We start from the raw sequence: 23,520 nt of genomic DNA on the forward strand, positions 1-23,520 counted from the left end.
AAGGGCGGCCCGAAGGCCGCCCCCGCGATCCGCTGTCCCTCGCCTTAGCGCAGGCCGGTGGCTTCCAGCAGGCCTTTGCGCTTGGCCTCGTAGTAATAGCCGCGGGCATACCATTTCACCGCGGCATCCTTGTTGCCGTCGGCGACCATATAGGCGCCGCGCAGGTATTTGACGCCGTATTTCAGGTTCGTCTCGGCATCCAGCAGCCCGGCGGGCGAGCCGCGATAGCCCATGCCGCGCGCGGTGGCGGGCAGGATCTGCATCAGACCGTAATAGGGGCCGTTGCGGGCGCCGGGCCGATGGGTCGATTCGCGGATGATGACGCGCTGCACCAGATCGACGGGCACATCGTATTCCGCGGCATATTTGTGGATGAGCCGGCGCAGCTCCGGCGTCTCGTTCGGGTGCAGCGCAGCGACCTGGGCCGCCGAGGCGCGGGGTTCGACCAGATAGCGGCGGTCGGGATCGACCCGATTGTCGCCGCAGGCGCTGACAGCCAGAACGCCGCTCAGCGCCAACAGTGCGATAATGGATTTCATGACTGCCCCTTGGCTTTTCATTGCCCGAAGGATTAGCCACAGCCGCCGGAGTCGGGGAATGCAAAAGAAAGGGCCGCCCGGTTCGGGGCGGCCCATCGGCGGATTATTGCCGCAGCGCGGCGGCGGTTTCGGTGAAGTTCCGCCGATCAGGCGTGAATTGCGCCGTCGCCGCAGGCCAGCGCTGCCTCGCGCACCGCTTCCGAGCAGGTCGGATGCGCATGGCAGGTCAGGGCGATGTCCTGGGCCGCTGCGCCGAATTCCATCGCCACGCAGATCTCGTGGATCATCTCGCCGGCATTCGGGCCGATGATGTGGCAGCCCAGGACCCGGTCGGTTTCCGCATCGGCGATCAGCTTGACGAAGCCCTCGGCCTGGAACAGGGCCTTGGCGCGGGCATTGCCCATGAAGGGGAACTTGCCGACCTTGACCTTGCGGCCGCTTTCCTTCGCGGCCTCTTCGGTCAGGCCGACCGAGGCGACCTCCGGCGTGGTATAGATCACGCCGGGGATGACGTCATAGTTCACATGGCCATGCTTGCCGGCGATGACTTCGGCCACCGCCATGCCCTCGTCCTCGGCCTTGTGGGCCAGCATCGGGCCGGGCACCGCGTCGCCGATGGCGTAGATGCCCTTGACGCTGGTCTGCCAATGCTGATCGATCTGGACGAAGCCGCGATCGGTCAGCGCGACGCCGAGCTTGTCGAGGCCCAGCCCGGCGAGATAGGGGCGGCGGCCGGTGGCGACCAGCACGCATTCGGCCTTGATCTCATGCTCGCTGTCGTCCTTGCGCAGCTTGTATTTGACCTCGGCCTTGCCCTTCTCGACCTCGACCTCGGACACGGCGGCGCCCAGGACGAATTTCAGCCCCTGTTTCGCCAGGATGCGCTGGAACTGCTTTTGCACCTCGCCGTCCATGCCGGGGGTGATGGCGTCCAGGAACTCGACCACCGTCACCTCGGCGCCCAGCCGGGCATAGACCGAGCCCAGCTCCAGCCCGATCACCCCGGCGCCGATCACCACCATCGACTTGGGGATCTTCGGCAGCGACAGGGCGCCGGTCGAATCGACGACGATGCCGGCCGCGTTGTCGACCTCGACCCCCTTCAGGCTGGCCGGTTCCGAGCCGGTGGCGATGACGATGTTCTTCGTCTCGTGGACGGTGTCGCCGACCTTGACCTTGCCGGGCGCCTCGATGCTTGCCCAGCCCTTCAGCCAGTCGATCTTGTTCTTCTTGAACAGGAACTCGATGCCCTTGGTGTTGCCGCCGACCGTCTCGGCCTTGTAGCCCTGCATCTTCTGCCAGTCGACCTTCGGCGCGGCGCCGACCAGGCCCATCTTCTCGAAATTCTCATGCGTCTCGTGCAGCATGTGGCTGGCATGCAAAAGCGCCTTCGAGGGGATGCAGCCGACGTTCAGGCAGGTGCCGCCCAGGGTCTCGCGCCCCTCGACGCAGGCGACCTTCAGCCCCAGCTGGGCGGCGCGGATCGCGCAGACATAGCCGCCGGGTCCGGCGCCGATCACGATCAGGTCATAGGTGGACATTCGGGTCTCCTTGCAGTTCGCGGCGCGCCTTCGGCGCCGCCATTCGAGTCAGGTGAACAAAGCGGTCAGGATCATCGCCAGCGTGGCGACGAACCCCGCCGCCCAGATGACCGAGCGCCAGGGCGACCAGCCAAAGGCATAGGCGGGGATGTAGAGCAGCCGGGCCAGCAGATAGGTCCAGGCGCAAAGCACGGTCAGGGGCGAGCCGGCATCGCCCAGCACCACCAGAAGCACGGCGATGGTGAACAGGATCAGCCCCTCGAAATGGTTGTCCACCGCGCGGCGCAGCCGCCCGGTCAGGGCCGAGAATTCCGGCTGCCGGTCGCGCGGGCTGGCGTTCCATTTCGCGCCGACGTCGCGGTTCATCGAGGCGGCGGCCAGGCCGATCTGCACGGCCTGCAGCAAGGCCGCCAGCGCCAGCGCGGTGGTCTCGGCCGCCATCAGGCGGCCTCGACGAAATGGAACGCGGAGGCCGAGACGCCGGCCTGGCTGTTGAAGACCCCCGCCGCGCCCTCCAGATAGGCCTTGGCGGCCGCGGCGTCCTGCACCTGGAACAGCGCCCAAGCGCTCTGGTCGCTTTCGCGCCAGAGCTGCAGCAGCGACAGGCCGTTATTGCCGCGATCCTCGGCATCGGCGTCGAAAGCGGTCTTGAAGGCGGCGTAACCCGCGACGGTGTAATGCGCGATCATCTGCATGGCTTCAGTCCTTTCAGCTTTTTGCCGCCCTGCCGGGGACAAGTTTCGACCTGCCGTTCAACGGAACGGCCGCTGCCTGGGTTGCCTTGAGCCGCGCCGCGCCGGCCGGGAAGGGGGAAAAGACGCATCAGCGATCCCCCGGATCATAGCCCAGCCAATCGAAATCGGCGGCATAGAGCGCCCGGATGGCCGCCCGGTTCCCGGCGCTCAGCAGGGCGGCGCGGTCGCTGCGATGATGCTGCCGGTTCGAGGCGGTGTCGGCGGCATCCCCCGGCAGCGGGCGATCCAGCCGCGCGGCGAGTGCGGCGAAAAAGCCCGGCATGTCCTCGACCCGCCCGACTAGGTCGGGGCGGAACAGCGCGGGCCGGACGTTCTCGATCTGCGGGCGCCAATGCGGGTCGACCGCGGCGGCGCCGGCCTGGGCGCGGATGCAGGCCACATAGTCCAGAAACCGCGCGAAGCCCTGTTCCGTGCGGGGATGCCGGGACCAGTCGAAGCCGACCAGGGCGTTCATGCGCAGCCGGTCCGCCGCGAACCAGCCATGGCGCAGCTCATGCGAGCGGCAGAGATGGTCGAAGGCCGAAAGCGCGCGGTCCAGCGGATGGCGGACCGTGGTGATCCGCAGCGCCGCCGCCAGCCGCGCGGCGGCTTCGGGAATGGCGAGGGCCGGGCGCAGGATGCCGGCCGGCCCCTGCAGGTGATGCACGACCGCGTCGGAATTGATGTCGCCGGGCACGTCCCATTCCGCGGTCAGGGGAGCCCCGAATTCCAGCCGGAACAACAGGCGCCGGGCCGAGCTGGTGCCGGATTTGCCGTTGTTCAGGAAGGCCCAGCGCAGGCTGGCGGGCATGTGGATGCTGCGCAGGAACTGCGCCGCCGCATCGGCGGTGGGAAAGTCCTGCGGATGGGTGCGCCGCATGGCCTCGGCCTGCGCGGTGGCGGGACCGGGGGGCAGCGCCGGGCCAAGGAAGACCGATCCGGCCGGGAGGGTCGCCGCGTCCTCAGCCATGCGCCGCACTCCGCGCGGGAGGCGGGACCGGCGCGACGCGGCGGATCGGGGTGGCGATGGCAGGGGACGGCGACATGGAACCCGGCAATGAGGAAGGGGGCGGCCGAAGCCGCGCCCCAAAGCGATCAAAGATCCATCAGCAGGCGGCGCGGATCCTCCAGCGCCTCCTTGACGCGCACGAGGAAGGTCACGGCGCCCTTGCCGTCCACGATGCGGTGGTCGTAGCTCAGCGCCAGATACATCATCGGGCGGATGGTGATCTGGCCATCGACGACGACCGGCCGCTCCTGGATCTTGTGCATGCCGAGGATCCCCGATTGCGGCGGGTTCAGGATCGGCGAGGACATCAGCGAGCCGTAGACGCCGCCGTTCGAGATGGTGAAGGTGCCGCCCTGCATCTCGGCCATGGTCAGCTTGCCGTCGCGGGCGCGCAGCCCCAGCTCGGCGATCTCCTTCTCGATCTGGGCGAAGCTCTTCTGGTCGGCGTCGCGCACCACCGGGACCACCAGGCCGGTCGGGGTGCCGACCGCCACGCCCATGTGGACGAAGTTCTTGTAGACGATGTCGCCGCCGTCGATCTCGGCATTGACCTCGGGCACCTCCTTCAGCGCGTGGCAGCAGGCCTTCACGAAGAAGGACATGAAGCCCAGCTTGACCTTGTGCTTCTTCTCGAACTGGTCCTTGTAGGTGTTGCGCAGGTCCATGATGCCCTTCATGTCCACCTCGTTATAGGTGGTCAGCATCGCGGCGGTGTTCTGCGCATCCTTCAGGCGGCGGGCGATGGTGGCGCGCAGGCGGGTCATCTTGACCCGCTCCTCGCGCGCCGCGTCGTCGGCCGAGCTGGGCGCGCGCGGGGCCTGGGCCGGGGCAGGGGCGGGCGAGGCGGCAGGCGCCGGGGCCGCGGCGGCGCGGGCCACGTCCTCTTTCATCACCCTTCCGTCGCGGCCGGTGCCGGTCACGGCGTCGCGGCTGACGCCGGCCTCGGCCATGGCCTTCTTGGCCGAGGGCGCGTCCTCGACATCCTTGCGGGCGGCGGGCGTTTCCGGACCGGCGCCCGGCGACTGCACGGCGGCCGCGGCCGCGGCAGGCGCTTCGGCCTTGGGTGCCGATGCGGCGCCGGCCGCGCCCTCGGTGATGATCGCCAGCCGGGCGCTGGCCTCGACCGTCGCGCCCTCGGGGGCCAGGATCTCGGCCAGGACGCCCGCCGCCGGGGCGGGAACCTCGACCGAGACCTTGTCGGTCTCGAGCTCGCACAGCATCTCGTCCTGCGCGACGCTGTCGCCGACCTTCTTGAACCAGGTCGCCACCGTGGCTTCGGTCACGCTTTCGCCCAGGGTGGGCACCATCACATCGACGGATTTTCCGCTCATCTTCCTCTGTCCTTCCTGAGCCTTCGTGCCCGCATCAGCCTTGGGCAACATTTCTTCCGGGCCGGCATCGCCCTGTTCCATGATCTGCGCGAGCAGCGCATTGGGCGCGACCACCGTGCCCTCGGGGGCGACGATCTCGGCCAGTTTTCCGGCAACGGGCGAGGGCACCTCGACCGTCACCTTGTCGGTTTCCAGCTCGCACAGCATTTCATCCACGGCGACGCGGTCGCCCGGTTTCTTGAACCAGGTGGCCACCGTCGCCTCGGATACCGATTCCCCAAGCGTGGGGACGCGCAGTTCCACTGCCATGTCAGGACCCGATGGTGATGGCTTCGTGGACCAGGGCCTCTTGCTCGGCCTTGTGGCGCGAGGCAAGCCCGGTGGCCGGCGAGGCCGCGGCATGGCGGCCGACATAGCGCGGACGGCCATGCTTGGCGCCGATGCGCGACAGCACCCATTCGATATTGGGCTCGACGAAGGTCCAGCCGCCCTGGTTCTTGGGTTCCTCCTGGCACCAGACGATCTCGGCGTCCTTGAAGCGTTCCAGCTCCTTGGACATGGTCTGGGCCGGGAAGGGATAGAACTGCTCCAGCCGCAGGATATAGACATCCTCGGCGCCGGCCGCGTCGCGGGCCTGCGCGAGGTCGTAATAGACCTTGCCCGAGCAGATCACCACGCGGCGGATCTTGTCGTCCGGCACCAGCCTGAACTCGGACTTGCCGCGGTCGGCATCGTCCGCCAGCACCCGGTTGAAGGTCGAGCCGGTCTGGAACTCGTCCGCCGTCGAGACCGCCAGCGGGTGGCGCAGCAGCGATTTCGGCGTCATCAGCACCAGCGGCTTGCGGAAGGGGCGCTTCAGCTGCCGGCGCAGGATATGGAAATAGTTCGCCGGAGTCGTGCAGTTGGCCACGATCCAGTTGTCCTCGGCGCACATCTGCAGCCAGCGTTCCAGCCGCGCCGAGCTGTGCTCGGGGCCCTGGCCCTCATAGCCGTGCGGCATCAGCATCACCAGGCCGGACATGCGCAGCCATTTCTTCTCGCCCGAGGTGATGAACTGGTCGAACATGATCTGGGCGCCGTTGGCGAAATCGCCGAACTGGGCCTCCCACATGACCAGGCTGTTCGGCTCGGCCAGCGAATAGCCGTATTCGAAGCCCAGCACCGCATATTCCGACAGCATCGAATCGATGACCTCGTAGCGCGCCTGCCCGCCGCGGATATGGTTCAGCGGGTAGTGGCGCTCTTCGGTGGCCTGATCCACGAAGGCGGAATGGCGCTGCGAGAAGGTGCCGCGGGTCGAGTCCTGGCCGGCCAGGCGCACCGGATGCCCCTCCACCAGCAGCGAGCCGAAGGCCAGCGCTTCGCCCGTGGCCCAGTCGAAGCCCTTGCCGGTCTCGAACATCTGCTTCTTGGATTCCAGCAGCCGGCCCACGGTCTTGTGCAGGTCGAAGCCCTCGGGCACCCGGGTCAGCGCGCCGCCGATCTCGGCCATGGTCTCGGCCGAAATGCCGGTCTGGCCCAGGTTTTCCTCGGCATGTTCGGCCTCGATGCCCGACCATTTGCCGTCCAGCCAGTCCGCCTTGTTCGGCTTGAAGTTCTTGCCGATCTCGAACTCCTCGTTCAGATGCGACTGGAAGGCGGCCTTCATCTCCTCGATCTCGCCCTCGGGCACCAGGCCGTCGGCGACCAGGCGGTCGGTATAGAGCTGCAGCGTGGTCTTGTGGCCCTTGATCGCCTTGTACATCGCCGGGTTGGTGAACATGGGCTCGTCGCCCTCGTTATGGCCGAAGCGGCGATAGCAGAAGATGTCGATGACCACGTCCTTGTGGAACTTCTGCCGGAACTCGGTCGCCACGCGGGCGGCATGCACCACCGCCTCGGGGTCGTCGCCGTTGACGTGGAAGATCGGCGCCTCGACCATCAGCGCGATGTCGGTCGGATAGGGCGAGGTGCGGCTGAAATGCGGCGCCGTGGTGAAGCCGATCTGGTTGTTCACCACGATATGGATGGTGCCGCCGGTGCGGTGGCCGCGAATGCCGGACAGCTGGAAGCATTCCGCCACGATGCCCTGGCCGGCGAAGGCCGCGTCGCCATGCAGCAGGATCGGCAGCACCGCCGTGCGGTGGGTCTGGTCGGAAAGCTGGTCCTGCTTGGCGCGGACCTTGCCCAGCACCACCGGGTTCACGGCTTCCAGGTGCGAGGGGTTCGCGGTCAGCGACAGGTGCACGGTATTGTCGTCGAAGGTGCGGTCCGAAGAGGCGCCGAGGTGGTATTTCACGTCGCCCGAGCCGTCCACGTCGTCGGGCTTGTAGCTGCCGCCCTGGAATTCGTGGAAAATGGCGCGGTAGGGCTTGCCCATGACATTGGCCAGCACCGACAGGCGGCCGCGATGCGGCATGCCGATCACCACGTCCTTGACCCCAAGCGCGCCGCCGCGCTTGATGATCTGCTCCATGGCCGGGATCAGCGCCTCGCCGCCGTCAAGGCCAAAGCGCTTGGTGCCCATGTATTTGACATGCAGGAACTTTTCAAAGCCCTCGGCCTCGACCAGCTTGTTGAGGATGGCGCGGCGGCCTTCGCGGGTGAAGGCGATCTCTTTGCCGTAGCCCTCGATGCGCTCCTTCAGCCAGGCGGCTTCCTCGGGGTTCGAGATATGCATGAACTGCAGCGCGAAGGTGCCGCAATAGGTGCGCTTCATCAGATCCACGATCTGGCGGATCGTGGCGATCTGCAGGCCGAGCACGTTGTCGATGAAGATCGGCCGGTCCAGGTCGGCCTCGGTGAAGCCGTAGGTTTCGGGCTTCAGCTCGCCATGGTCGGGGATGTCGCGCATCCCCAGCGGGTCCAGATCGGCATAGAGATGGCCGCGGATGCGGAAGGCGCGGATCAGCATGATGGCGCGGACGCTGTCCAGAACCGCGCGCTTCAGCTGGTCGTCCGACAGGCTGACGCCCTTTTCCCCGGCCTTGGCGGCGATCTTGTCCAGCGCCGCCTTGGCCTCGGCCTTGGGCAGCATCGGCCATTCGCCGGTCAGCGCCGCGGTGGTGTCGTCCGAGGGCACCGGCGGCCAGTCGGCGCGGCGCCAGCTGGCGCCCTTGGCCTCGCGGGTGACCACGGCCTCTTCGTCGCCCAGGCTGCGGAAGAAGGCGTCCCAGGCCTGATCGACCGCCGCCGGGTTCTGGGCCCACTGGCCGTAAAGTTGCTCTACATAGGCCGCGTTATGGCCCTGCAGGAAGCTTGAATCGTGGAAGGCCGAATTGGGGGATTGATCGTTCATTGGCTTGCCTCCGGGAAATCCTATCCGTTCGCGCCCGGGTCGGGGGCGGTCGCATTGTTCTGGCCAGGACCGGGCGAAGCCCCGGTCATCAGCCGTGTCTGAAGGGTCTGATACCATGCCGGCAGCCCGGCGCGCGGCTGGCGCAGCAGCGCGGGCAGGTGGCGCCCGGCCAGCAGGGCGCCGCGCAGCTGCGGCAGGTCCCAGCGGCCCCCGGCGATGTCCTTGGGCAGTTCGGCCAGCACCATGCGCAGATACCACAGCGCGTAGCGGGCCAGGTCGCGGGCCTGCCGCTCGGAATTGCGGCGGACGAAATAGGCGATGTTCAGCACCGCCAGCGCGCTGTTGATCCGCCGCCGGTCGCGGCCGGCCGCCGCTTCGAGATGGTGGATCAGCGCATCCGGCGCGATGGCCAGGATGCCGTGCCGGCCAAAGCGGTAGCTGGCGTCCAGATCCTCGGCGATCGAGCTGCCGACCAGCCCCTCGTCGAATGGTTCGCGCAGCGCCAGGTGGCGGCGCAGGGTCAGCGCGAAGCCGACGATGAAATCGACGCGCAGCAGCCCCTCGGGCAGGGTGGCATCGCCCTGCCAGCGCCGTTCGGGGCGGTCATAGGCCAGGAAACGCTGCTCGGCGGGGATCATCAGCAGATGCCGCAGGACGAAGTCGATGCCGCGCCGCGCCGGTCCCCCCCGGTCCGCGAGCAGCCCGCCGGCGGGGTTGGTCCGCTTCAGCTCGGCCGCGCCGGCCGCGTCGCGGGTCCGGGGCGCGTTGCGGGCCGAGATGGCGACGATCCGGCCCCGGCTGTCGGCGCGGTAATGCGCCATGATCCGCCCGGCGCAGTCGGGATGCAGCAGCGCGTCGTCGTCGATCATGAACAGGATGTCGGCCCGGGCCAGCGCGACGGCCTGGTTGCGCTGCACCGTCAGCGACTTGCGCAGGGCGGGCACATAGGTCAGGGGACAGCCGCCGGCCTCGGCGACCACCGCCTCGACGCTCCGGCGATTCAGCGGCCAGTCGGCGCTGGCATCGACGATGACGATTTCCGCCGGCCGCTGGTCCGAGGCCAGCGCGGCGCGAACGCAGTCGCAGAGCATCCGCCGGCGATTGTAGGTCGAGACGCAGAGCGCCCAGTTCCGCGCCGCGACCGGCGAAGGATCGGGCGAGGGGGCGGGCTTGCCGGCCGGAGGGGGCTGCGTGGTCATGCCGCGCCCCGCACGGTCAGGGCAGGGCCGTCGGCCGGGCAGGGCACTGCCCCGGCGGTTATGGCGACGATCTGGCGACGGCGGACGTCCAATCTGGCACCTGCTGGTAAAGTCTGGCGCGGCCCCCTGAAGGTAGGCAGGGGCCACGCCTAAGTCAAAAAGCTTGCAAAGACGTTACCGGCCGAGAGCCTTCAGCACCGCCTCGCCCAGGCCCGCCGGGCTGTCGGCAACGACGATCCCGGCCGATTTCATGGCCTCGATCTTCGATTCCGCGTCGCCCTTGCCGCCCGAGACGATGGCGCCGGCATGGCCCATGCGGCGGCCCTTCGGCGCGGTGCGCCCGGCGATGAAGCCGGCGGTCGGCTTCCACTTGCCCTTGCGCTTCTGCTCGGCCAGGAATTCGGCGGCCTCTTCCTCGGCGGAACCGCCGATCTCGCCGATCATGATGATCGACTCGGTCTCGGGGTCGTCCAGGAACATGCGCAGCACGTCGATATGCTCCATGCCCTTGATCGGGTCGCCGCCGATGCCGACGGCCGAGGACTGGCCGAGGCCGACGTCCGAGGTCTGTTTCACCGCCTCATAGGTCAGCGTGCCGGAACGCGACACGACGCCGACCGAGCCGCGCTTGAAGATGCTGCCCGGCATGATGCCGATTTTGCATTCGTCGGGCGTCATGATGCCGGGGCAGTTCGGCCCGATCAGCAGCGATTTCGAGCCTTGCAGCGCGCGCTTGACCTTCATCATGTCGAGCACCGGAATGCCCTCGGTGATGGCGACGATCAGCGGGATCTCGGCGTCGATGGCTTCCAGGATCGAATCGGCCGCGAAGGGCGGCGGGACATAGATCGCGGTCGCATTGGCGCCGGTCTTTGCCACGGCCTCGTGGACGCTGTTGAACACGGGCAGGCCCAGGTGTTCGCTGCCGCCCTTGCCGGGCGTCACGCCGCCGACCATCTGCGTGCCGTAGGCGATCGCCTGTTCGGTGTGGAAGGTGCCTTGCGAGCCGGTGATGCCCTGGCAGATGACTTTGGTGTCTTTGTTGACGAGAACGGCCATCTTCTTATCCTTTCACCGCTTTCACGATCTTCTGCGCCGCATCCGACAGGTCGTCGGCCGGGATCACGTTCAGGCCCGAGTCGCGGACGATCTGCTTGCCCAGCTCGACATTGGTGCCTTCCAGACGCACGACCAGCGGAACCTGCAGCCCGACTTCCTTCACCGCGGCGATGATGCCCTCGGCGATGATGTCGCAGCGCATGATGCCGCCGAAGATGTTGACCAGGATGCCTTTGACGTTCGGGTCCGAGGTGATGATCTTGAACGCCTCGGTGACCTTTTCCTTGGAGGCGCCGCCGCCCACGTCAAGGAAGTTCGCCGGCTCGGCACCGTAGAGCTTGATGATGTCCATGGTGGCCATCGCCAGGCCGGCGCCGTTCACCATGCAGCCGATCTCGCCGTCCAGCGCGATGTAGTTCAGGTCGAACTTCGAGGCCGCCAGTTCCTTCGGGTCCTCCTCGGTCTCGTCGCGCAGCGCCAGCACGTCGGGCTGGCGATAGAGGGCGTTGTTGTCGAAGCCCATCTTCGCGTCGAGGCATTTGAGGTTGCCGTCCTTCATCACGATCAGCGGGTTGATCTCCAGCATCTCCATGTCCTTCTCGATGAACATGCGATACAGGTTCTTGACCAGCTGGACGCATTGCTTGACCTGCGGGCCCGAGAGGCCCAGGGCGAAGGCCACGCGGCGGCCGTGGAAATCCGAAAGCCCCGAGGCCGGATCGACGCTGAAGCTGACGATCTTCTCCGGGGTCGAGGCCGCGACTTCCTCGATGTCCATGCCGCCCTCGGTCGAGGCGACGAAGCTGACGCGCGAGGTGCCGCGATCGACCAGCAGCGCCAGATACAGCTCGCGCTCGATATCCGAGCCGTCCTCGATATAGATGCGGTTGACCTGCTTGCCGATCTCGCCCGTCTGGTGGGTGACCAGGGTGCGGCCCAGCATCTGGCGGGTCAGTTCCTCGGCCTCCTCGACCGATTTCGCCAGCCGGACGCCGCCCTTCTCGCCGGCTTCCTTCTCCTTGAAATGACCCTTGCCACGGCCGCCGGCATGGATCTGGGCCTTGACGACCCAGAGCGGACCGTCGAGTTCCCCCGCCGCCGCCTTGGCCTCGTCGGCCTTCATCACCACCCGCCCGTCGGAGACCGGCGCGCCATAATGGCGCAGCAACGCCTTGGCCTGGTATTCATGGATATTCATGGTGCTTCCCCGCAGTTGTCGGTTGGCCGGGCTTGTGGCACATTCCGCGCACGCCCCAAAGCACTATGATCGGCGAAATCCGTAAAACAGGCGGGAATTCGCGTTTTGCGATCACAGTTTTCAAGGCTGTGATCACAAATGCCGCCTTGCCGCGCAAGCATCCCGGGAATCCGCCGCCTGCAAGGGGATGCGGGCGGCCTCTGCCTTGGGGCCTGACAGATCCCAAGGTCCCTGGTTGCGCGGAGGCTCGCCGGGCGCGCGAGCCGCTGCAAGCCCGGTCGCTGGCGCCTTTTCCCCTCGCGTCCCGGCCGTGGAAAGACGGCCATGAAAAAACCCCGCCGTCGCCGGCGGGGTCGTTCACGGCGCGGATGCGGCGATCAGGCCAGCGCGCTTTCGATGCCCTTGCAGGCCTGGACAAGGCCCTTCACCGCATCGACCGACTTGTCGAACATCGCCTGTTCCTCGGCGTTCAGCGTGATGTCGACGACCTTCTCGATGCCGCCGGCGCCGATCACGGTCGGCACGCCGACATAAAGCCCGTCCAGCCCGTAGGCGCCTTTCACGTAGGCGGCGCAGGGCAGCACGCGCTTCTGGTCCTTGAGATAGGCTTCCGCCATCTCGATGGCCGAGGTGGCGGGCGCATAGAAGGCCGAGCCGGTCTTCAGCAGGCCGACGATCTCGGCGCCGCCGTCGCGGGTGCGCTGCACGATGGCGTCCAGCTTCTCCTGCGTGGTCCAGCCCATCTTGACCAGGTCGGGCAGCGGAATGCCGGCGACGGTCGAATAGCGGGTCAGCGGCACCATGGTGTCGCCATGGCCGCCCAGCACGAAGGCGGTGACGTCGCGCATCGAGACGCCGAATTCCAGCGACAGGAAGTGACGGAAGCGCGCCGAATCAAGCACGCCGGCCATGCCGACGACCTTTTCATGCGGCAGGCCGCTGAATTCGCGCAGCGCCCAGACCATCGCGTCCAGCGGGTTGGTGATGCAGATCACGAAGGCGTTCGGGGCGTGCTGCTTGATGCCCTCGCCCACCGATTTCATGACCTTGAGGTTGATGCCCAGAAGGTCGTCGCGGCTCATGCCGGGCTTGCGCGGCACGCCGGCGGTGACGATGCAGACGTCGGCGCCGGCGATGTCGGCATAGTCGTTGGCGCCCTTCATGCTGGCGTCGAAGCCCTCGGACGGGCCCGATTGCGCGATGTCCAGCGCCTTGCCCTGAGGGGTGCCCTCGGCGATGTCGAACAGGACGACGTCGCCCAGTTCCTTCATCGCGGCCAGATGCGCCAGCGTGCCGCCGATCTGTCCCGCACCGATGAGTGCGATCTTGGGTCGGGCCATGTTAACCTCCGATTTCCATGATGGGTTCGCGCGGTGGCCTAGTCCCTCGGGATGAGAATCGCAAGCCTTGCCTGTCGGACCGGCGCGAAATCGGCCGTTGTCAACCGCTAACAGGACAAGCCTGCCCGTGCATTGCCGCGGCCGGGCGGCTGGATTACTCCATGGCCGGCAAAGCGGAGGGCGTGCCGGAATGGAGATGCTGGGCTGGGTGCTGGCGGTGATCGCCGCCTTTTCGATCGGGCTGGCCAAGGGCGGGCTGTCGATGGTCGGCACCATCTCGGTGCCGCTGCTGGCGCTGGTCATGTCGCCGGTGCAGGCGGCGGGCATCCTGCTGCCGGTCTATATCGTCTCGGATATCGGCGGGCTGATCGCCTTTCGCCGCGATTTCGACCGCCGGGTGCTGCGGACGCTGGTGCCCGGGGCGATCGCCGGCATCGGCCTGGGCTGGGCGACCGCGCATCATGTCGACGACGCGCAGGTCGGGCTGATCGTCGGGCTGATCGGCCTGGCCTTCGCGCTGAACGCATTGCTGCGCAGCCGCATCAGCGCCGGCGCCCGGCCGCCGCGCTGGGGCGCGGGCAGTTTCTGGGGCACGGTCTCGGGCTATACCAGCTTCGTGTCCCATTCCGGGGCGGCGCCCTATCAGGTCTATGCCCAGCCGCTGCGCATGACGCCGATGACCTATGCCGGCACCACGACGATCTTCTTTGCCATCTGCAATGCGGTGAAGCTGATTCCCTATGCCCTGCTGGGCCAGCTTTCCGCGCATAACCTGTCGGTGGCCGCCGTGCTGATGGTGCCGGGCGTGCTGGGCGTGCTTGCCGGGCTGTGGCTGGTGCGGCGCATGTCGCCGGCGTTTTTCTATCGCTTCATCACCTGGGCGCTGATCCTGGTTTCGGCCAAGCTGATCTGGGACGGGATCTGACGCCGCAGTGCGGCAAATCGGTGCTTGCGATTCGCTTCCTTTCCGGGCAGGTTCGCGCAAGATTATTACGCGAGGCCCCGATGACCCGTCCCTATCGTTCTGTTCTCTACATTCCGGCCGCCAATCAGCGGGCCATGGAAAAGGCCCGGACGCTGGCTGCCGACGCGATCATCTTCGACCTTGAGGACGCGGTGGCCCCGTCCGAGAAGGCTGCCGCGCGCGAGCTTCTGGCCAAGGCGCTGCTGGCCGATTACGCCGGCCGGGCGCGGATCGTGCGCATCAACGGGCTGGACACCGAATGGGGCGAGGGCGATGCCCGCGCCTTTGCCACCGGCGCCGATGCGGTGCTGGTGCCCAAGGTCAGCCGCGGTGCCGATCTGGACCGCGTGGCGGCGCTGGTGCCCGACACGCCGCTCTGGGCGATGATGGAGACGGCGGAGGGCATGCTGAACGCCGCCGAGATCGCCGCGCATCCGCGCCTGCAGGGCATGGTCATGGGCACCAACGACCTGGCCAAGGAGTTGAACAGCCGCTTTCGCGCCGACCGGCTGCCGATGATGCCGGGGCTGGGCCTGTGCCTGCTGGCGGCGCGGGCGCATGGCCGGGTGATCGTCGACGGCGTCTTCAACGCCTTCAAGGATGACGAGGGCCTGCGCGCCGAATGCGAGCAGGGCCGCGACATGGGCTTCGACGGCAAGACCCTGATCCACCCGGCGCAGCTGGCCATCGCCAACGAGGTTTTCGCGCCCTCGGCCTCGGAGGTCGAGCTGGCCCGCCGCCAGATCGAAGCTTTCGATGAGGCCAATGCGCAGGGCAGGGGCGTCGCGGTCGTGGATGGCCGGATCGTCGAGAACCTGCATGTCGAGACCGCGCGGGCCACGCTGGCCAAGGCAGCGGCGATTGCCGAACTGGCGGGGTGATGGCAAAGTAAGGGCCATTAACATCCAGCGGAAAGGAATAGCCAGATGTTGATCCTGATCCTTGGCCTCGCCCTGTGGTGGGGCGCGCATCTGCTCAAGCGCCTTGCGCCGCAATCCCGCGCCCGGCTGGGCCGTGGCGGCGTCGCGGGACTGCTGCTTCTGTCGGTGGTGCTGATGGTGGTCGGCTATCGCATGGCCGACGGGCCCTCTTGGTGGGGCGCCTCGGCGCCGCTGAAGGGCATCAACAACCTGCTGGTGCTGCTGGCCTTCTATCTCTTCGCCGCTGCCGGGATGAAAACGCGCGTCACCCGGCACATGCGCCACCCGCAGCTGACCGGCTTCGCGCTCTGGGCCTTTGCGCATCTGCTGCCGAACGGCGATCTGCCCAGCTTCGTGCTGTTCGGCGGGCTGCTGGTCTGGGCGCTGGTCGAGATGGCGGTCATCAACCGCGCCGAGCCGCGCTGGACCCCGCCCGCCGGCCCGTTCCCGGCCCGCAAGGAGGCGATGGCCGCGGTCGGTGCCATCGTCGTCATGCTGGTCGTGGGGCTGATCCACGCCTGGCTGGGCTATAATCCGTTTGGAGGCTGACATGCCGAAGATCTATCGCCTGCTGACCGAGGACGACACCTCGGCCTTCTGCCACAAGGTCAGCGAGGCGCTGTCGAAAGGCTGGGAGCTGCATGGCGCCCCGGCCTATGCCTTCGACGCGGCGCGCGGCGTGATGCGCTGCGCCCAGGCCGTCACCAAGGAGATCGAGGCCGATTACCACCCCGAGATGAAACTGGGCCAACAGTAAGGGACCATGATGAGCAAGACCAATCCGGGCCGCTTCTTCGAGGATTACCGCGTCGGCCAGGTGATCCGCCACGCCGTCCCCCGCACCGTGGCCGAGGGCGAGCGCGCGCTTTACCACGCGCTTTATCCGGCGCGGCATGCGCTTTATTCCTCGGACGAATTCGCGGCGGCCTCGGGGCTGGAAGGCAGCCCGATGGACGACCTGATCGCCTTTCACGTCGTCTTCGGCAAGACGGTCCCGGATATCAGCCTGAACGCCATCGCCAACCTGGGCTATGCCGAGGGGCGCTGGCTGAAGCCGGTCTGGCCCGGCGATACGCTGCGCTCGGAATCCGAGGTGATCGGGCTGCGCGAGAACTCCAACGGCAAGTCCGGCGTGGTCTGGGTGCGCACGCGCGGGCTGAACCAGCTGGACGAGGCGGTGCTGGAATATGTCCGCTGGGTCATGGTGCGCAAGCGCGACGCCTCGGCCCCGGCGCCCGAGCCGGTGGTGCCGGAGCTGGCGAAGGCGGTGGCGCCCGGCGATCTGGTGGTGCCCGAGGGGATGGATTTCGCCCAATACGATTTCGACCTGGCGGGCGAGCCGCATCGCTGGGGCGATTACCAGATCGGCGAGGTGATCGACCATGTCGACGGCGTCACCGTCGAGGAGGCCGAGCACATGCTGGCCACCCGGCTGTGGCAGAACACCGCCAAGGTGCATTTCGACGTGACGGCGCGCGAGGACGGCAGGCGGCTGATCTATGGCGGCCATGTCATCAGCATGGCCCGCGCGCTCAGCTTCAACGGGCTGGCCAATGCGCAGATGATCGTGGCGCTGAACGGCGGCGCGCATGCCAATCCCTGCTTTTCCGGCGACACGATCCGCGCCTGGTCCGAGGTGCTGGACAAGGCCGACACCCATGCGCCGGGCATCGGCGCGATCCGGCTGCGGCTGGTCGCCCACAAGGGTGCCGCCGGTGATCACGCCCTGAAGACCGGCGAGGGCAAATACGCCCCGCAGGTGCTGCTGGACCTGGATTACTGGGCGCTGATGCCGAAATGACGGCCGGCAAGGAGGAGCGGCGAATCGGAGCGACGCCCCGGCCAACATGACGGAAACCCTCGGCTATTCGGGCGAATGGGCCGAGTCCGGCATGATACCGCAATCATCTCGCGCTTGACGGGGCGCCTGTGATCACAGCCGGCATTTGCGTGATCACAAAAACGGAAAATCTGCCCTTATCCGCCTTACGTCTGGCATCCGCCCGTGACAGATGCGACAAGACGGCTAAAAGCAAACCCAATTTCGGCCAGCCCTCGCCGCCAGCCGTAGCGTGCGGGGCCTGAACGCAGGAGAGCGCATCATGGCTGACGTCAACCGGGGCAACCGGCCACTGTCACCGCATCTGCAGGTCTATCGCCTGCCACTTGCCGCAATCACTTCGATCATGACCCGTATCACCGGCCACGCCCTGGTCGCCGGGATCGTGCTGATCGCCTGGTGGCTGGTCGCCGCCGTGACCTCGCCCGGCGCCTTCGCCTGTGCCGACTGGGTGGTGCGGTCCTGGCTGGGCTTCATCATCCTGACCGGCTCGATGTGGGCGCTGTGGTATCACCTGCTCGCCGGGCTGCGCCACCTGGCCTACGACGCCGGCTACGGGCTCGAGATCCGGCAGGCCGAGAAATCCAGTCAGGCGCTGATCGCCGGTTCGGTCGTCTTGGCCGTGCTGACGCTGATCGTGTTCTTCGCGTTCTGAGGAAAGGGCAGGGATCATGCGTTACATCACCCCCCGCAAAGCTGCCGAAGGCCTGGGCTCGGCCCATGAAGGCACCCAGCACCATTGGGCCATGACCGTCAGCGCCGTGGCGCTGACCGTGCTGACGCCGCTGTTCATGATCGTGATCGCCCGCGCCATCGGCCTGCCGCACGAGCAGTTCCTGGCCTATTTCGGCCGGCCCTTCCCGGCGCTCATCACCGCGCTGTTCGTGATCGTGGGCATGGTCCACTTCATCAAGGGCACGCGGATCATGATCGACGACTATTTCCAGGGTGGCACGCGCAAGGCGGCCATCATCTTTTCCGTCATCTTCGGCTGGGCGGTGATCGCCGCCGCCGTCTATGCGCTGGCCCGGATGGGTCTGGGCGCGATCGTCGTCGTCTGAGGTTCCGCCATGGCTGCTTACAAATACGAAACGCACGAATATGATGTCGTGGTCGTCGGTGCCGGTGGCGCGGGCCTGCGCGCGACGCTGGGCATGGCCGAACAGGGGCTGCGCACCGCCTGCGTGACCAAGGTCTTTCCGACCCGCTCGCACACGGTCGCGGCGCAGGGCGGCATCGCCGCCAGCCTGTCGAACATGGGCCCCGACAACTGGCAGTGGCACATGTATGACACCGTCAAGGGCTCGGACTGGCTGGGCGATACCGACGCCATGGAATATCTGGCGCGCGAGGCCCCGAAGGCGGTCTACGAGCTGGAGCATTACGGCGTGCCCTTCTCGCGCACCGAGGAAGGCAAGATCTACCAGCGCCCCTTCGGCGGCCACACGACCGAATTTGGCGAGGGCCCGCCGGTGCAGCGCACCTGCGCCGCCGCCGACCGCACCGGCCACGCCATCCTGCACACGCTCTATGGCCAGTCGCTGAAGGAAAAGGCCGAGTTCTTCATCGAATATTTCGCGCTGGACCTGATCATCACCGACGGCGCCTGCACCGGCGTGGTGTGCTGGAAGCTGGACGACGGCACCATTCATGTCTTCAACGCCAAGATGGTGGTGCTGGCGACCGGCGGCTATGGCCGCGCCTATTTCAGCGCCACCTCGGCCCATACCTGCACCGGTGACGGCGGCGGCATGGTGGCCCGCGCCGGCCTGCCCCTGCAGGACATGGAATTCGTGCAGTTCCACCCGACCGGCATCTACGGCTCGGGCTGCCTGATCACCGAGGGCGCGCGCGGCGAGGGCGGCTATCTGACCAACTCGGAAGGCGAGCGGTTCATGGAACGCTATGCCCCGACCTACAAGGACCTGGCGTCCCGCGACGTGGTCAGCCGCTGCATCACCATCGAGATCCGCGAGGGCCGCGGCGTCGGCCCGCAAAAGGATCACATGTATCTGAACCTGATGCACCTGCCGCCGGAAAGCCTAGCCGAGCGGCTGCCGGGCATCTCGGAATCGGCGAAGATCTTCGCCGGCGTCGATGTCACGCGCGAGCCGATCCCGATCCTGCCGACCGTGCATTACAACATGGGCGGCATCCCCACCAACTATTGGGGCGAGGTGCTGAACCCGACCGAGGACAGCCCCGACGCGGTCTTCCCCGGCCTGATGGCGGTGGGCGAGGCCGGCTGCGCCTCGGTCCATGGCGCGAACCGGCTGGGCTCGAACTCGCTGATCGACCTGGTGGTCTTCGGCCGTGCCGCGGCGATCCGCGCCGGCCAGGTGATCGACCGCAAGGCGGCGATTCCCTCGACCAACAAGGAACAGGTGGACAAGGCGCTGGACCGCTTCGACCGCATCCGCAACGCCAACGGCTCGGTGCCGACCGCCGAGCTGCGGCTGGAGATGCAGCGCACCATGCAGGCCGATGCCGCGGTGTTCCGCACCGACAAGACCCTGGCCGAGGGCGTCGAGAAGATGAAGGTGATCGCCGCCAAGATGAACGACCTGAAGGTCACCGACCGCAGCCTGATCTGGAACAGCGACCTGATGGAAACGCTGGAGCTGACCAACCTGATGCCCAACGCGCTGGCCACCATCGTCGGCGCCGAGGCGCGCAAGGAAAGCCGCGGCGCCCATGCCCATGAAGACTGGCCCGAGCGGGATGATGCCAACTGGCGCAAGCACTCGCTTGCCTGGATCGAAGGCAACGATGTTAAACTGGCCTATCGGCCCGTGCACCTCGAGCCTCTGACCACGCAAGAGGAAGGCGGGATCGACCTGAAAAAGATCGCACCCAAAGCGAGGGTTTACTGATGCGTCTTCCCCTGATCCTGACCGCCGCTGCGCTGGCCCTTTCGGGCTGCGTGGTACAGAACCCCGGCATGGCGCCGGCCCCCGGCCCGTTGCCGCCGGTCGCGGCGCCCGCGCCGGATGCGGCGATCCGCTCCTCGGCGCGCGTGATCGTGAACCGCGAGATGGCGCGGCGCCTGCCGGGCGCCAATGTCGCGCCCTATACGGATTGCGTGATGCAGAACGCCACCACTGCGGAACTGGCCAGCATCGCCGATGCCGGCGCGGCGGGGGCCGGGGATGCGGTGGCCGCCATCGTCGGCCGTCCGGCGACCACGCAATGCATCGCGGGGGCCGCTGCCGCGGCCAAGCGGGCGGCCTGATGGCCGCGCGCCGCGCGCCTTTCCTGCTTGCCCCGGCCTTGCTGGGGCTGGCGGCCTGCGCGCCGGCGCAGATTCCGGTCGAACAGGCCGAGCGCGTCTGCATGGTGAAGGCGCTGGACGCCCGCGGGCCGCGCACCGAGGTCGGCTTCGGCGTCGGCTCGCACGGCTATCGCGGCGGCTTTGTCAGCGTCGACCTGTCCTCGGACTATATCATGGGCCGCGACCCGGCCGAGATCTTCAACCAATGCGTCCTGCGCCGCTCGGGGCAGATGCCTGTCCGGCCGCTTTACGAACAACCGGGCTGGAGGGCGAGTTGACGCCTTTCGCCCAAGCCACCGCATGACGGCGGTCTGACCACCAGGAGTTACCCAATGGTCCAACTTACCCTTCCCAAGAACAGCCGCATGCGGGTCGGCAAGACCTGGCCGAAACCCGAGGGCGCCACCAACATCCGCCGCTTCAACATCTACCGCTGGGATCCCGATACCGGGGAAAACCCGCGCATCGACAGCTATTTCCTGGACATGGACAAATGCGGTCCGATGGTCCTCGACGCGCTGATCAAGATCAAGAACGAGATCGACCCGACCCTGACCTTCCGCCGTTCCTGCCGCGAGGGGATCTGCGGCTCCTGCGCGATGAACATCGACGGCGGCAACCATCTGGCCTGCATCTTCGGCATGGACGAGGTCAAGGGGGACGTGAACATCTATCCGCTGCCGCATATGCCTGTGGTCAAGGACCTGGTGCCGGACCTGACGCATTTCTACGCCCAGCACGCCTCGGTCCAGCCCTACCTGATCACCGAGACGCCGACCCCCGACAAGGAATGGCGCCAGTCGATCGAGGACCGCAAGAAGCTGGACGGCCTCTATGAATGCGTGATGTGCGCCAGCTGCTCGACCGCCTGCCCGAGCTATTGGTGGAACGGCGACCGCTACCTGGGCCCGGCGGCCCTGCTGCATGCCTATCGCTGGATCATCGACTCGCGCGACGAGGCCACGGGCGAGCGTCTGGACGCGCTTGAGGATCCGTTCAAGCTGTATCGCTGCCACACGATCATGAACTGCACCAACACCTGCCCCAAGGGGTTGAACCCGGCCCGGGCGATCGCCTCGATCAAGCACATGATGGTGGACCGGATCGTCTGATCTGCATGGGGGGCATGGCCGGTATGCCGTGCCATACCGTTTGACGCCGCGTCGCAGAGCTGGATTTTTCTGCGGTGCGGCGTTATCTTTTTCGGCGGGGAGAGCACCATTCGACCCGGAGATTCCAAGATGAAATCCCAAGCCGAAACCCGGAAACCGACCGCCAACCTGTCCGTGCTGAAACCGGCCAAGGCCGAGAACCGCGCCGCCCTGGCGGTGCTGGAGCAGATGTACGGCTATTTCAGCTTCGATCCGATGCCGCTCGAAGCCGATATGCGCCGCGCCGCCTGAGGCGCGGCCGCTCGCCCGTTCTTGCGGGCCTTCCAGCGCGGCCGACCGGCCGCGCTCTTGTTTTTGGGTATTTGGAAAACAGAGAAGCCGTCGGGGCGGCGTATGCTTCTCTGTTTTCCAAATACCCATGGGGCAGCACGCGCTTGCGATATCGCGGACGCCCGCATAGCATCGCCTGCATGATCCGCACCATTCCGCAAGACGCCGCCGAGCGCCGGGCCATCCCCCCGGTCATCTGCTATCCGAACCACACGCTTCCCGATCCGGACCTGCCCGGTTTGCAGGAGATCCGCCTGACGGCGCGCAAATCCGGCGAATGCCTGGTCCCGCCGCGCGAGGCGCGCTGCTTTCACGTCCCGGCCGGGCATTTCTTCCGCATCACCAGTATCGAGGGACCGCAGGTCGGCGATCTGAACCTGTGGTCCGCGGCCGATCCGCATGAGCGGTTCTATTCCGGCAAGACCCGGGCGCTGCACGGCACGCATCTGACGCGCGGCGACCGGATGTGGTCGAATTTTCCCAACCTGCGCCCGATGGCCACGGTGACCGAGGACACGCTGGAATGGTATGGCATCGACGAATATGGCGGCTCGGTCCATGACGTGATCGGCACGCGTTGCGATCCCTATACCCATCGTCTGCTGAACGGGCAGGACTATCATCATTGCTGCCACTCCAACCTCGTCAACGCCCTGATGGCCGAACTGGGCCTTGCGCGCGAGGAGGCCGAGCCGCTGGTGCATGACGTGCTGAACGTCTTCATGTGCACCGGCTTCACCCGCGACACCGGGCAGTATTTCATGAAGGCAAGCCCCGTGCGCCCCGGCGACCACATAGAATTCTTCGCCGAGATCGACCTGATCGGCGGCCTGTCAGCTTGTCCGGGCGGCGATTGCGGCAGCGAGCATTCCAGCGACGCCGCCGCCTGCCATCCGCTGCTGGTCGAGATCTTCGCGCCGGCCCGGCCCGCGGCGCGGGCGCAGCCCGGGCCCAGCGCCTATCGTTGGCCCTGAACCATTCCGCCGCCAGTCCGCCGGTCTGCCGGAAATGCGCCAGGGCCTTGTCCTTGCGCATTTCCGCCAGCGCAAAGCCGGCGCCCGCTTTTGCCGGAAATGCCTCAGAGCGCGATCGGCTGCATCACCTCGGGCTCGATCACCTGCACGCCGGGCAGCCCGGCCTTCAGCGCCTCGGCATCCTGCGCCAGCAGCGGGAAGGTCCTGTAATGGCAGGGGATCACGGTCCTGAAGTCGAAATATTTCCGCGCCGCCCAGGCCGCGCGTTCCATGTCCATGGTGAAATGCCCGCCGGCGCAGAGGATGCCGATGTCGGGCCGGTGATATTCGCCCATCCAGGCCATGTCGGCCATGATGTCGGTGTCGCCCGAGACATAGATCACATGGCCTTCGCCGGCGATCATGTAGCCGGATTCGTGGCCCGCATAGACCGGCCCCTCGTTGCCGTCGAAGGACGAGGAATGGCTGGCATTGACCATCGTCACCTTGGCGCCGCCCAGATCGATGGTGCCGCCCTTGTTGAAGCCCAGCCCCTCGATGTCCTGATGCGTCTGCCAGGTGTTGATCAGGTCGTAGATGCCGACCACCGGGATCTTCAGCTCGCGGGCGATCGACAGCGCGTCGCCGGTATGGTCGCCATGGCCATGGGTCAGCAGGACATGGGTGGCGTCCCGGATCGCCTCGTCGCGGCTGTCCTCGGGGAACATCGGATTGCCGGACAGCCAGGGGTCGATCAGGATCACCGCCTGTTCGATCTCCAGCCGGAAGCCGGAATGGCCAAGCCAGGTCAGTTTCATCGGAAGGCTCCTTTGCTTGCGTCGCCGCATCCTGCCAAGCCGGGCGGCGGGCGTAAAGTTCCGCGTGCGCGGGTGCTTGCCCCGC

General features: G+C 67.1%; 25 protein-coding genes. 13 read left to right on the forward strand and 12 right to left on the reverse strand.

The window, feature by feature from the left end; all coding sequences use genetic code 11:
- Positions 1 to 44: 44 nt before the first annotated feature.
- The 11 genes from PARJ55_RS0104090 to mdh all read right to left on the reverse strand — a co-directional run bounded on the left by PARJ55_RS0104090 (position 45) and on the right by mdh (position 13,227).
- On the reverse strand, positions 45 to 539 hold the full coding sequence (locus PARJ55_RS0104090) for a lytic transglycosylase domain-containing protein (RefSeq protein ID WP_028711850.1): 495 nt from the start codon (positions 537 to 539) through the stop codon (positions 45 to 47).
- Positions 540 to 685: 146 nt separating this feature from the next.
- Positions 686 to 2,080, reverse strand: a complete 1,395-nt coding sequence (gene lpdA, locus PARJ55_RS0104095) for a dihydrolipoyl dehydrogenase (RefSeq protein WP_028711851.1) — start codon at positions 2,078 to 2,080, stop codon at positions 686 to 688.
- Between the two features lie 48 nt (positions 2,081 to 2,128).
- Positions 2,129 to 2,521 (reverse strand): MAPEG family protein, encoded by a 393-nt coding sequence (locus PARJ55_RS0104100; RefSeq protein ID WP_028711852.1) that lies wholly within the window; start codon positions 2,519 to 2,521, stop codon positions 2,129 to 2,131.
- Entirely contained in the window at positions 2,521 to 2,775 is a 255-nt protein-coding gene (locus PARJ55_RS0104105) for a hypothetical protein (RefSeq protein WP_028711853.1), read from the reverse strand. Before PARJ55_RS0104105 ends, PARJ55_RS0104100 begins: the two co-directional genes overlap by 1 nt.
- 127 nt (positions 2,776 to 2,902) lie before the next feature.
- A complete protein-coding gene (locus PARJ55_RS0104110) occupies positions 2,903 to 3,784 on the reverse strand; it encodes a sulfotransferase family 2 domain-containing protein (protein ID WP_028711854.1) in 882 nt (293 codons plus the stop codon).
- Between the two features lie 125 nt (positions 3,785 to 3,909).
- Positions 3,910 to 5,463 carry a 2-oxoglutarate dehydrogenase complex dihydrolipoyllysine-residue succinyltransferase gene (odhB, locus tag PARJ55_RS0104115; RefSeq protein ID WP_028711855.1) on the reverse strand — a complete coding sequence of 518 codons (1,554 nt, stop codon included), beginning with the start codon at positions 5,461 to 5,463 and terminating at the stop codon, positions 3,910 to 3,912.
- A gap of 1 nt (position 5,464) precedes the next feature.
- Complete coding sequence (locus PARJ55_RS0104120; RefSeq protein ID WP_028711856.1) at positions 5,465 to 8,431, reverse strand: 2-oxoglutarate dehydrogenase E1 component; 2,967 nt, start codon at positions 8,429 to 8,431, stop codon at positions 5,465 to 5,467.
- Positions 8,432 to 8,451: 20 nt separating this feature from the next.
- The gene (locus PARJ55_RS0104125) at positions 8,452 to 9,630 is read right to left on the reverse strand and encodes a glycosyltransferase family 2 protein (protein ID WP_028711857.1); all 1,179 of its coding nucleotides are present in this window, start codon (positions 9,628 to 9,630) and stop codon (positions 8,452 to 8,454) included.
- 174 nt (positions 9,631 to 9,804) lie between these two features.
- Positions 9,805 to 10,689, reverse strand: coding sequence for a succinate--CoA ligase subunit alpha (gene sucD / locus PARJ55_RS0104130; protein WP_028711858.1), 885 nt, complete (start codon positions 10,687 to 10,689; stop codon positions 9,805 to 9,807).
- A 4-nt stretch (positions 10,690 to 10,693) separates the two neighbouring features.
- Positions 10,694 to 11,887, reverse strand: a complete 1,194-nt coding sequence (gene sucC, locus PARJ55_RS0104135) for an ADP-forming succinate--CoA ligase subunit beta (protein ID WP_028711859.1) — start codon at positions 11,885 to 11,887, stop codon at positions 10,694 to 10,696.
- 377 nt (positions 11,888 to 12,264) lie between these two features.
- On the reverse strand, positions 12,265 to 13,227 hold the full coding sequence (gene mdh / locus PARJ55_RS0104140) for a malate dehydrogenase (RefSeq protein WP_028711860.1): 963 nt from the start codon (positions 13,225 to 13,227) through the stop codon (positions 12,265 to 12,267).
- Positions 13,228 to 13,417: 190 nt separating this feature from the next.
- Between mdh and PARJ55_RS0104145 the strand changes: the two genes are divergently transcribed.
- The 13 genes from PARJ55_RS0104145 (at position 13,418) to PARJ55_RS0104205 (ending at position 22,638) form a co-directional block, all read left to right on the forward strand.
- Positions 13,418 to 14,152, forward strand: a complete 735-nt coding sequence (locus PARJ55_RS0104145) for a sulfite exporter TauE/SafE family protein (RefSeq protein ID WP_028711861.1) — start codon at positions 13,418 to 13,420, stop codon at positions 14,150 to 14,152.
- Positions 14,153 to 14,232: 80 nt separating this feature from the next.
- Complete coding sequence (locus PARJ55_RS0104150; RefSeq protein ID WP_028711862.1) at positions 14,233 to 15,072, forward strand: CoA ester lyase; 840 nt, start codon at positions 14,233 to 14,235, stop codon at positions 15,070 to 15,072.
- A 45-nt stretch (positions 15,073 to 15,117) separates the two neighbouring features.
- Positions 15,118 to 15,660 carry an NnrU family protein gene (locus PARJ55_RS0104155; protein WP_028711863.1) on the forward strand — a complete coding sequence of 181 codons (543 nt, stop codon included), beginning with the start codon at positions 15,118 to 15,120 and terminating at the stop codon, positions 15,658 to 15,660.
- Between the two features lies 1 nt (position 15,661).
- A complete protein-coding gene (locus PARJ55_RS0104160) occupies positions 15,662 to 15,868 on the forward strand; it encodes a DUF1737 domain-containing protein (RefSeq protein WP_028711864.1) in 207 nt (68 codons plus the stop codon).
- Positions 15,869 to 15,877: 9 nt separating this feature from the next.
- Positions 15,878 to 16,912, forward strand: coding sequence for a MaoC family dehydratase (locus PARJ55_RS0104165; protein ID WP_028711865.1), 1,035 nt, complete (start codon positions 15,878 to 15,880; stop codon positions 16,910 to 16,912).
- Between the two features lie 301 nt (positions 16,913 to 17,213).
- Complete coding sequence (sdhC, locus tag PARJ55_RS0104170; RefSeq protein WP_028711866.1) at positions 17,214 to 17,606, forward strand: succinate dehydrogenase, cytochrome b556 subunit; 393 nt, start codon at positions 17,214 to 17,216, stop codon at positions 17,604 to 17,606.
- Positions 17,607 to 17,622: 16 nt separating this feature from the next.
- Entirely contained in the window at positions 17,623 to 18,012 is a 390-nt protein-coding gene (gene sdhD / locus PARJ55_RS0104175; protein ID WP_028711867.1) for a succinate dehydrogenase, hydrophobic membrane anchor protein, read from the forward strand.
- Between the two features lie 9 nt (positions 18,013 to 18,021).
- Positions 18,022 to 19,824: a succinate dehydrogenase flavoprotein subunit gene (sdhA, locus tag PARJ55_RS0104180; protein WP_028711868.1), complete on the forward strand. Its 1,803-nt coding sequence runs from the start codon at positions 18,022 to 18,024 to the stop codon at positions 19,822 to 19,824.
- On the forward strand, positions 19,824 to 20,183 hold the full coding sequence (locus PARJ55_RS0104185) for a hypothetical protein (protein WP_028711869.1): 360 nt from the start codon (positions 19,824 to 19,826) through the stop codon (positions 20,181 to 20,183). The genes sdhA and PARJ55_RS0104185 overlap by 1 nt, the downstream gene beginning before the upstream one ends.
- On the forward strand, positions 20,183 to 20,500 hold the full coding sequence (locus PARJ55_RS0104190) for a hypothetical protein (RefSeq protein WP_036698261.1): 318 nt from the start codon (positions 20,183 to 20,185) through the stop codon (positions 20,498 to 20,500). The genes PARJ55_RS0104185 and PARJ55_RS0104190 overlap by 1 nt, the downstream gene beginning before the upstream one ends.
- A 54-nt stretch (positions 20,501 to 20,554) precedes the next feature.
- Entirely contained in the window at positions 20,555 to 21,334 is a 780-nt protein-coding gene (locus PARJ55_RS0104195) for a succinate dehydrogenase iron-sulfur subunit (RefSeq protein WP_028711871.1), read from the forward strand.
- A 129-nt stretch (positions 21,335 to 21,463) separates the two neighbouring features.
- Positions 21,464 to 21,625, forward strand: coding sequence for a hypothetical protein (locus PARJ55_RS23855; protein WP_156929423.1), 162 nt, complete (start codon positions 21,464 to 21,466; stop codon positions 21,623 to 21,625).
- Between the two features lie 179 nt (positions 21,626 to 21,804).
- The gene (locus PARJ55_RS0104205) at positions 21,805 to 22,638 is read left to right on the forward strand and encodes an urea carboxylase-associated family protein (protein WP_028711872.1); all 834 of its coding nucleotides are present in this window, start codon (positions 21,805 to 21,807) and stop codon (positions 22,636 to 22,638) included.
- Between the two features lie 104 nt (positions 22,639 to 22,742).
- Here PARJ55_RS0104205 and PARJ55_RS0104210 read toward each other — a convergent pair whose 3' ends face one another.
- Positions 22,743 to 23,435: a metal-dependent hydrolase gene (locus tag PARJ55_RS0104210; protein ID WP_028711873.1), complete on the reverse strand. Its 693-nt coding sequence runs from the start codon at positions 23,433 to 23,435 to the stop codon at positions 22,743 to 22,745.
- Between the last annotated feature and the right edge of the window lie 85 nt (positions 23,436 to 23,520).

The organism is Paracoccus sp. J55 (assembly GCF_000513975.1).
Classification (GTDB): Bacteria; Pseudomonadota; Alphaproteobacteria; order Rhodobacterales; family Rhodobacteraceae; genus Paracoccus.

What these genes read in the sequence shown, in the direction of transcription:
- PARJ55_RS0104090 (WP_028711850.1), bottom strand. Translation starts at nt 539, where the DNA reads ATGAAATCCATTATCGCACTGTTGGCGCTGAGCGGCGTTCTGGCTGTC.
- lpdA (WP_028711851.1), bottom strand. Translation starts at nt 2,080, where the DNA reads ATGTCCACCTATGACCTGATCGTGATCGGCGCCGGACCCGGCGGCTAT.
- PARJ55_RS0104100 (WP_028711852.1), bottom strand. Translation starts at nt 2,521, where the DNA reads ATGGCGGCCGAGACCACCGCGCTGGCGCTGGCGGCCTTGCTGCAGGCC.
- PARJ55_RS0104105 (WP_028711853.1), bottom strand. Translation starts at nt 2,775, where the DNA reads ATGCAGATGATCGCGCATTACACCGTCGCGGGTTACGCCGCCTTCAAG.
- PARJ55_RS0104110 (WP_028711854.1), bottom strand. Translation starts at nt 3,784, where the DNA reads ATGGCTGAGGACGCGGCGACCCTCCCGGCCGGATCGGTCTTCCTTGGC.
- odhB (WP_028711855.1), bottom strand. Translation starts at nt 5,463, where the DNA reads ATGGCAGTGGAACTGCGCGTCCCCACGCTTGGGGAATCGGTATCCGAG.
- PARJ55_RS0104120 (WP_028711856.1), bottom strand. Translation starts at nt 8,431, where the DNA reads ATGAACGATCAATCCCCCAATTCGGCCTTCCACGATTCAAGCTTCCTG.
- PARJ55_RS0104125 (WP_028711857.1), bottom strand. Translation starts at nt 9,630, where the DNA reads ATGACCACGCAGCCCCCTCCGGCCGGCAAGCCCGCCCCCTCGCCCGAT.
- sucD (WP_028711858.1), bottom strand. Translation starts at nt 10,689, where the DNA reads ATGGCCGTTCTCGTCAACAAAGACACCAAAGTCATCTGCCAGGGCATC.
- sucC (WP_028711859.1), bottom strand. Translation starts at nt 11,887, where the DNA reads ATGAATATCCATGAATACCAGGCCAAGGCGTTGCTGCGCCATTATGGC.
- mdh (WP_028711860.1), bottom strand. Translation starts at nt 13,227, where the DNA reads ATGGCCCGACCCAAGATCGCACTCATCGGTGCGGGACAGATCGGCGGC.
- PARJ55_RS0104145 (WP_028711861.1), top strand. Translation starts at nt 13,418, where the DNA reads ATGGAGATGCTGGGCTGGGTGCTGGCGGTGATCGCCGCCTTTTCGATC.
- PARJ55_RS0104150 (WP_028711862.1), top strand. Translation starts at nt 14,233, where the DNA reads ATGACCCGTCCCTATCGTTCTGTTCTCTACATTCCGGCCGCCAATCAG.
- PARJ55_RS0104155 (WP_028711863.1), top strand. Translation starts at nt 15,118, where the DNA reads ATGTTGATCCTGATCCTTGGCCTCGCCCTGTGGTGGGGCGCGCATCTG.
- PARJ55_RS0104160 (WP_028711864.1), top strand. Translation starts at nt 15,662, where the DNA reads ATGCCGAAGATCTATCGCCTGCTGACCGAGGACGACACCTCGGCCTTC.
- PARJ55_RS0104165 (WP_028711865.1), top strand. Translation starts at nt 15,878, where the DNA reads ATGAGCAAGACCAATCCGGGCCGCTTCTTCGAGGATTACCGCGTCGGC.
- sdhC (WP_028711866.1), top strand. Translation starts at nt 17,214, where the DNA reads ATGGCTGACGTCAACCGGGGCAACCGGCCACTGTCACCGCATCTGCAG.
- sdhD (WP_028711867.1), top strand. Translation starts at nt 17,623, where the DNA reads ATGCGTTACATCACCCCCCGCAAAGCTGCCGAAGGCCTGGGCTCGGCC.
- sdhA (WP_028711868.1), top strand. Translation starts at nt 18,022, where the DNA reads ATGGCTGCTTACAAATACGAAACGCACGAATATGATGTCGTGGTCGTC.
- PARJ55_RS0104185 (WP_028711869.1), top strand. Translation starts at nt 19,824, where the DNA reads ATGCGTCTTCCCCTGATCCTGACCGCCGCTGCGCTGGCCCTTTCGGGC.
- PARJ55_RS0104190 (WP_036698261.1), top strand. Translation starts at nt 20,183, where the DNA reads ATGGCCGCGCGCCGCGCGCCTTTCCTGCTTGCCCCGGCCTTGCTGGGG.
- PARJ55_RS0104195 (WP_028711871.1), top strand. Translation starts at nt 20,555, where the DNA reads ATGGTCCAACTTACCCTTCCCAAGAACAGCCGCATGCGGGTCGGCAAG.
- PARJ55_RS23855 (WP_156929423.1), top strand. Translation starts at nt 21,464, where the DNA reads ATGAAATCCCAAGCCGAAACCCGGAAACCGACCGCCAACCTGTCCGTG.
- PARJ55_RS0104205 (WP_028711872.1), top strand. Translation starts at nt 21,805, where the DNA reads ATGATCCGCACCATTCCGCAAGACGCCGCCGAGCGCCGGGCCATCCCC.
- PARJ55_RS0104210 (WP_028711873.1), bottom strand. Translation starts at nt 23,435, where the DNA reads ATGAAACTGACCTGGCTTGGCCATTCCGGCTTCCGGCTGGAGATCGAA.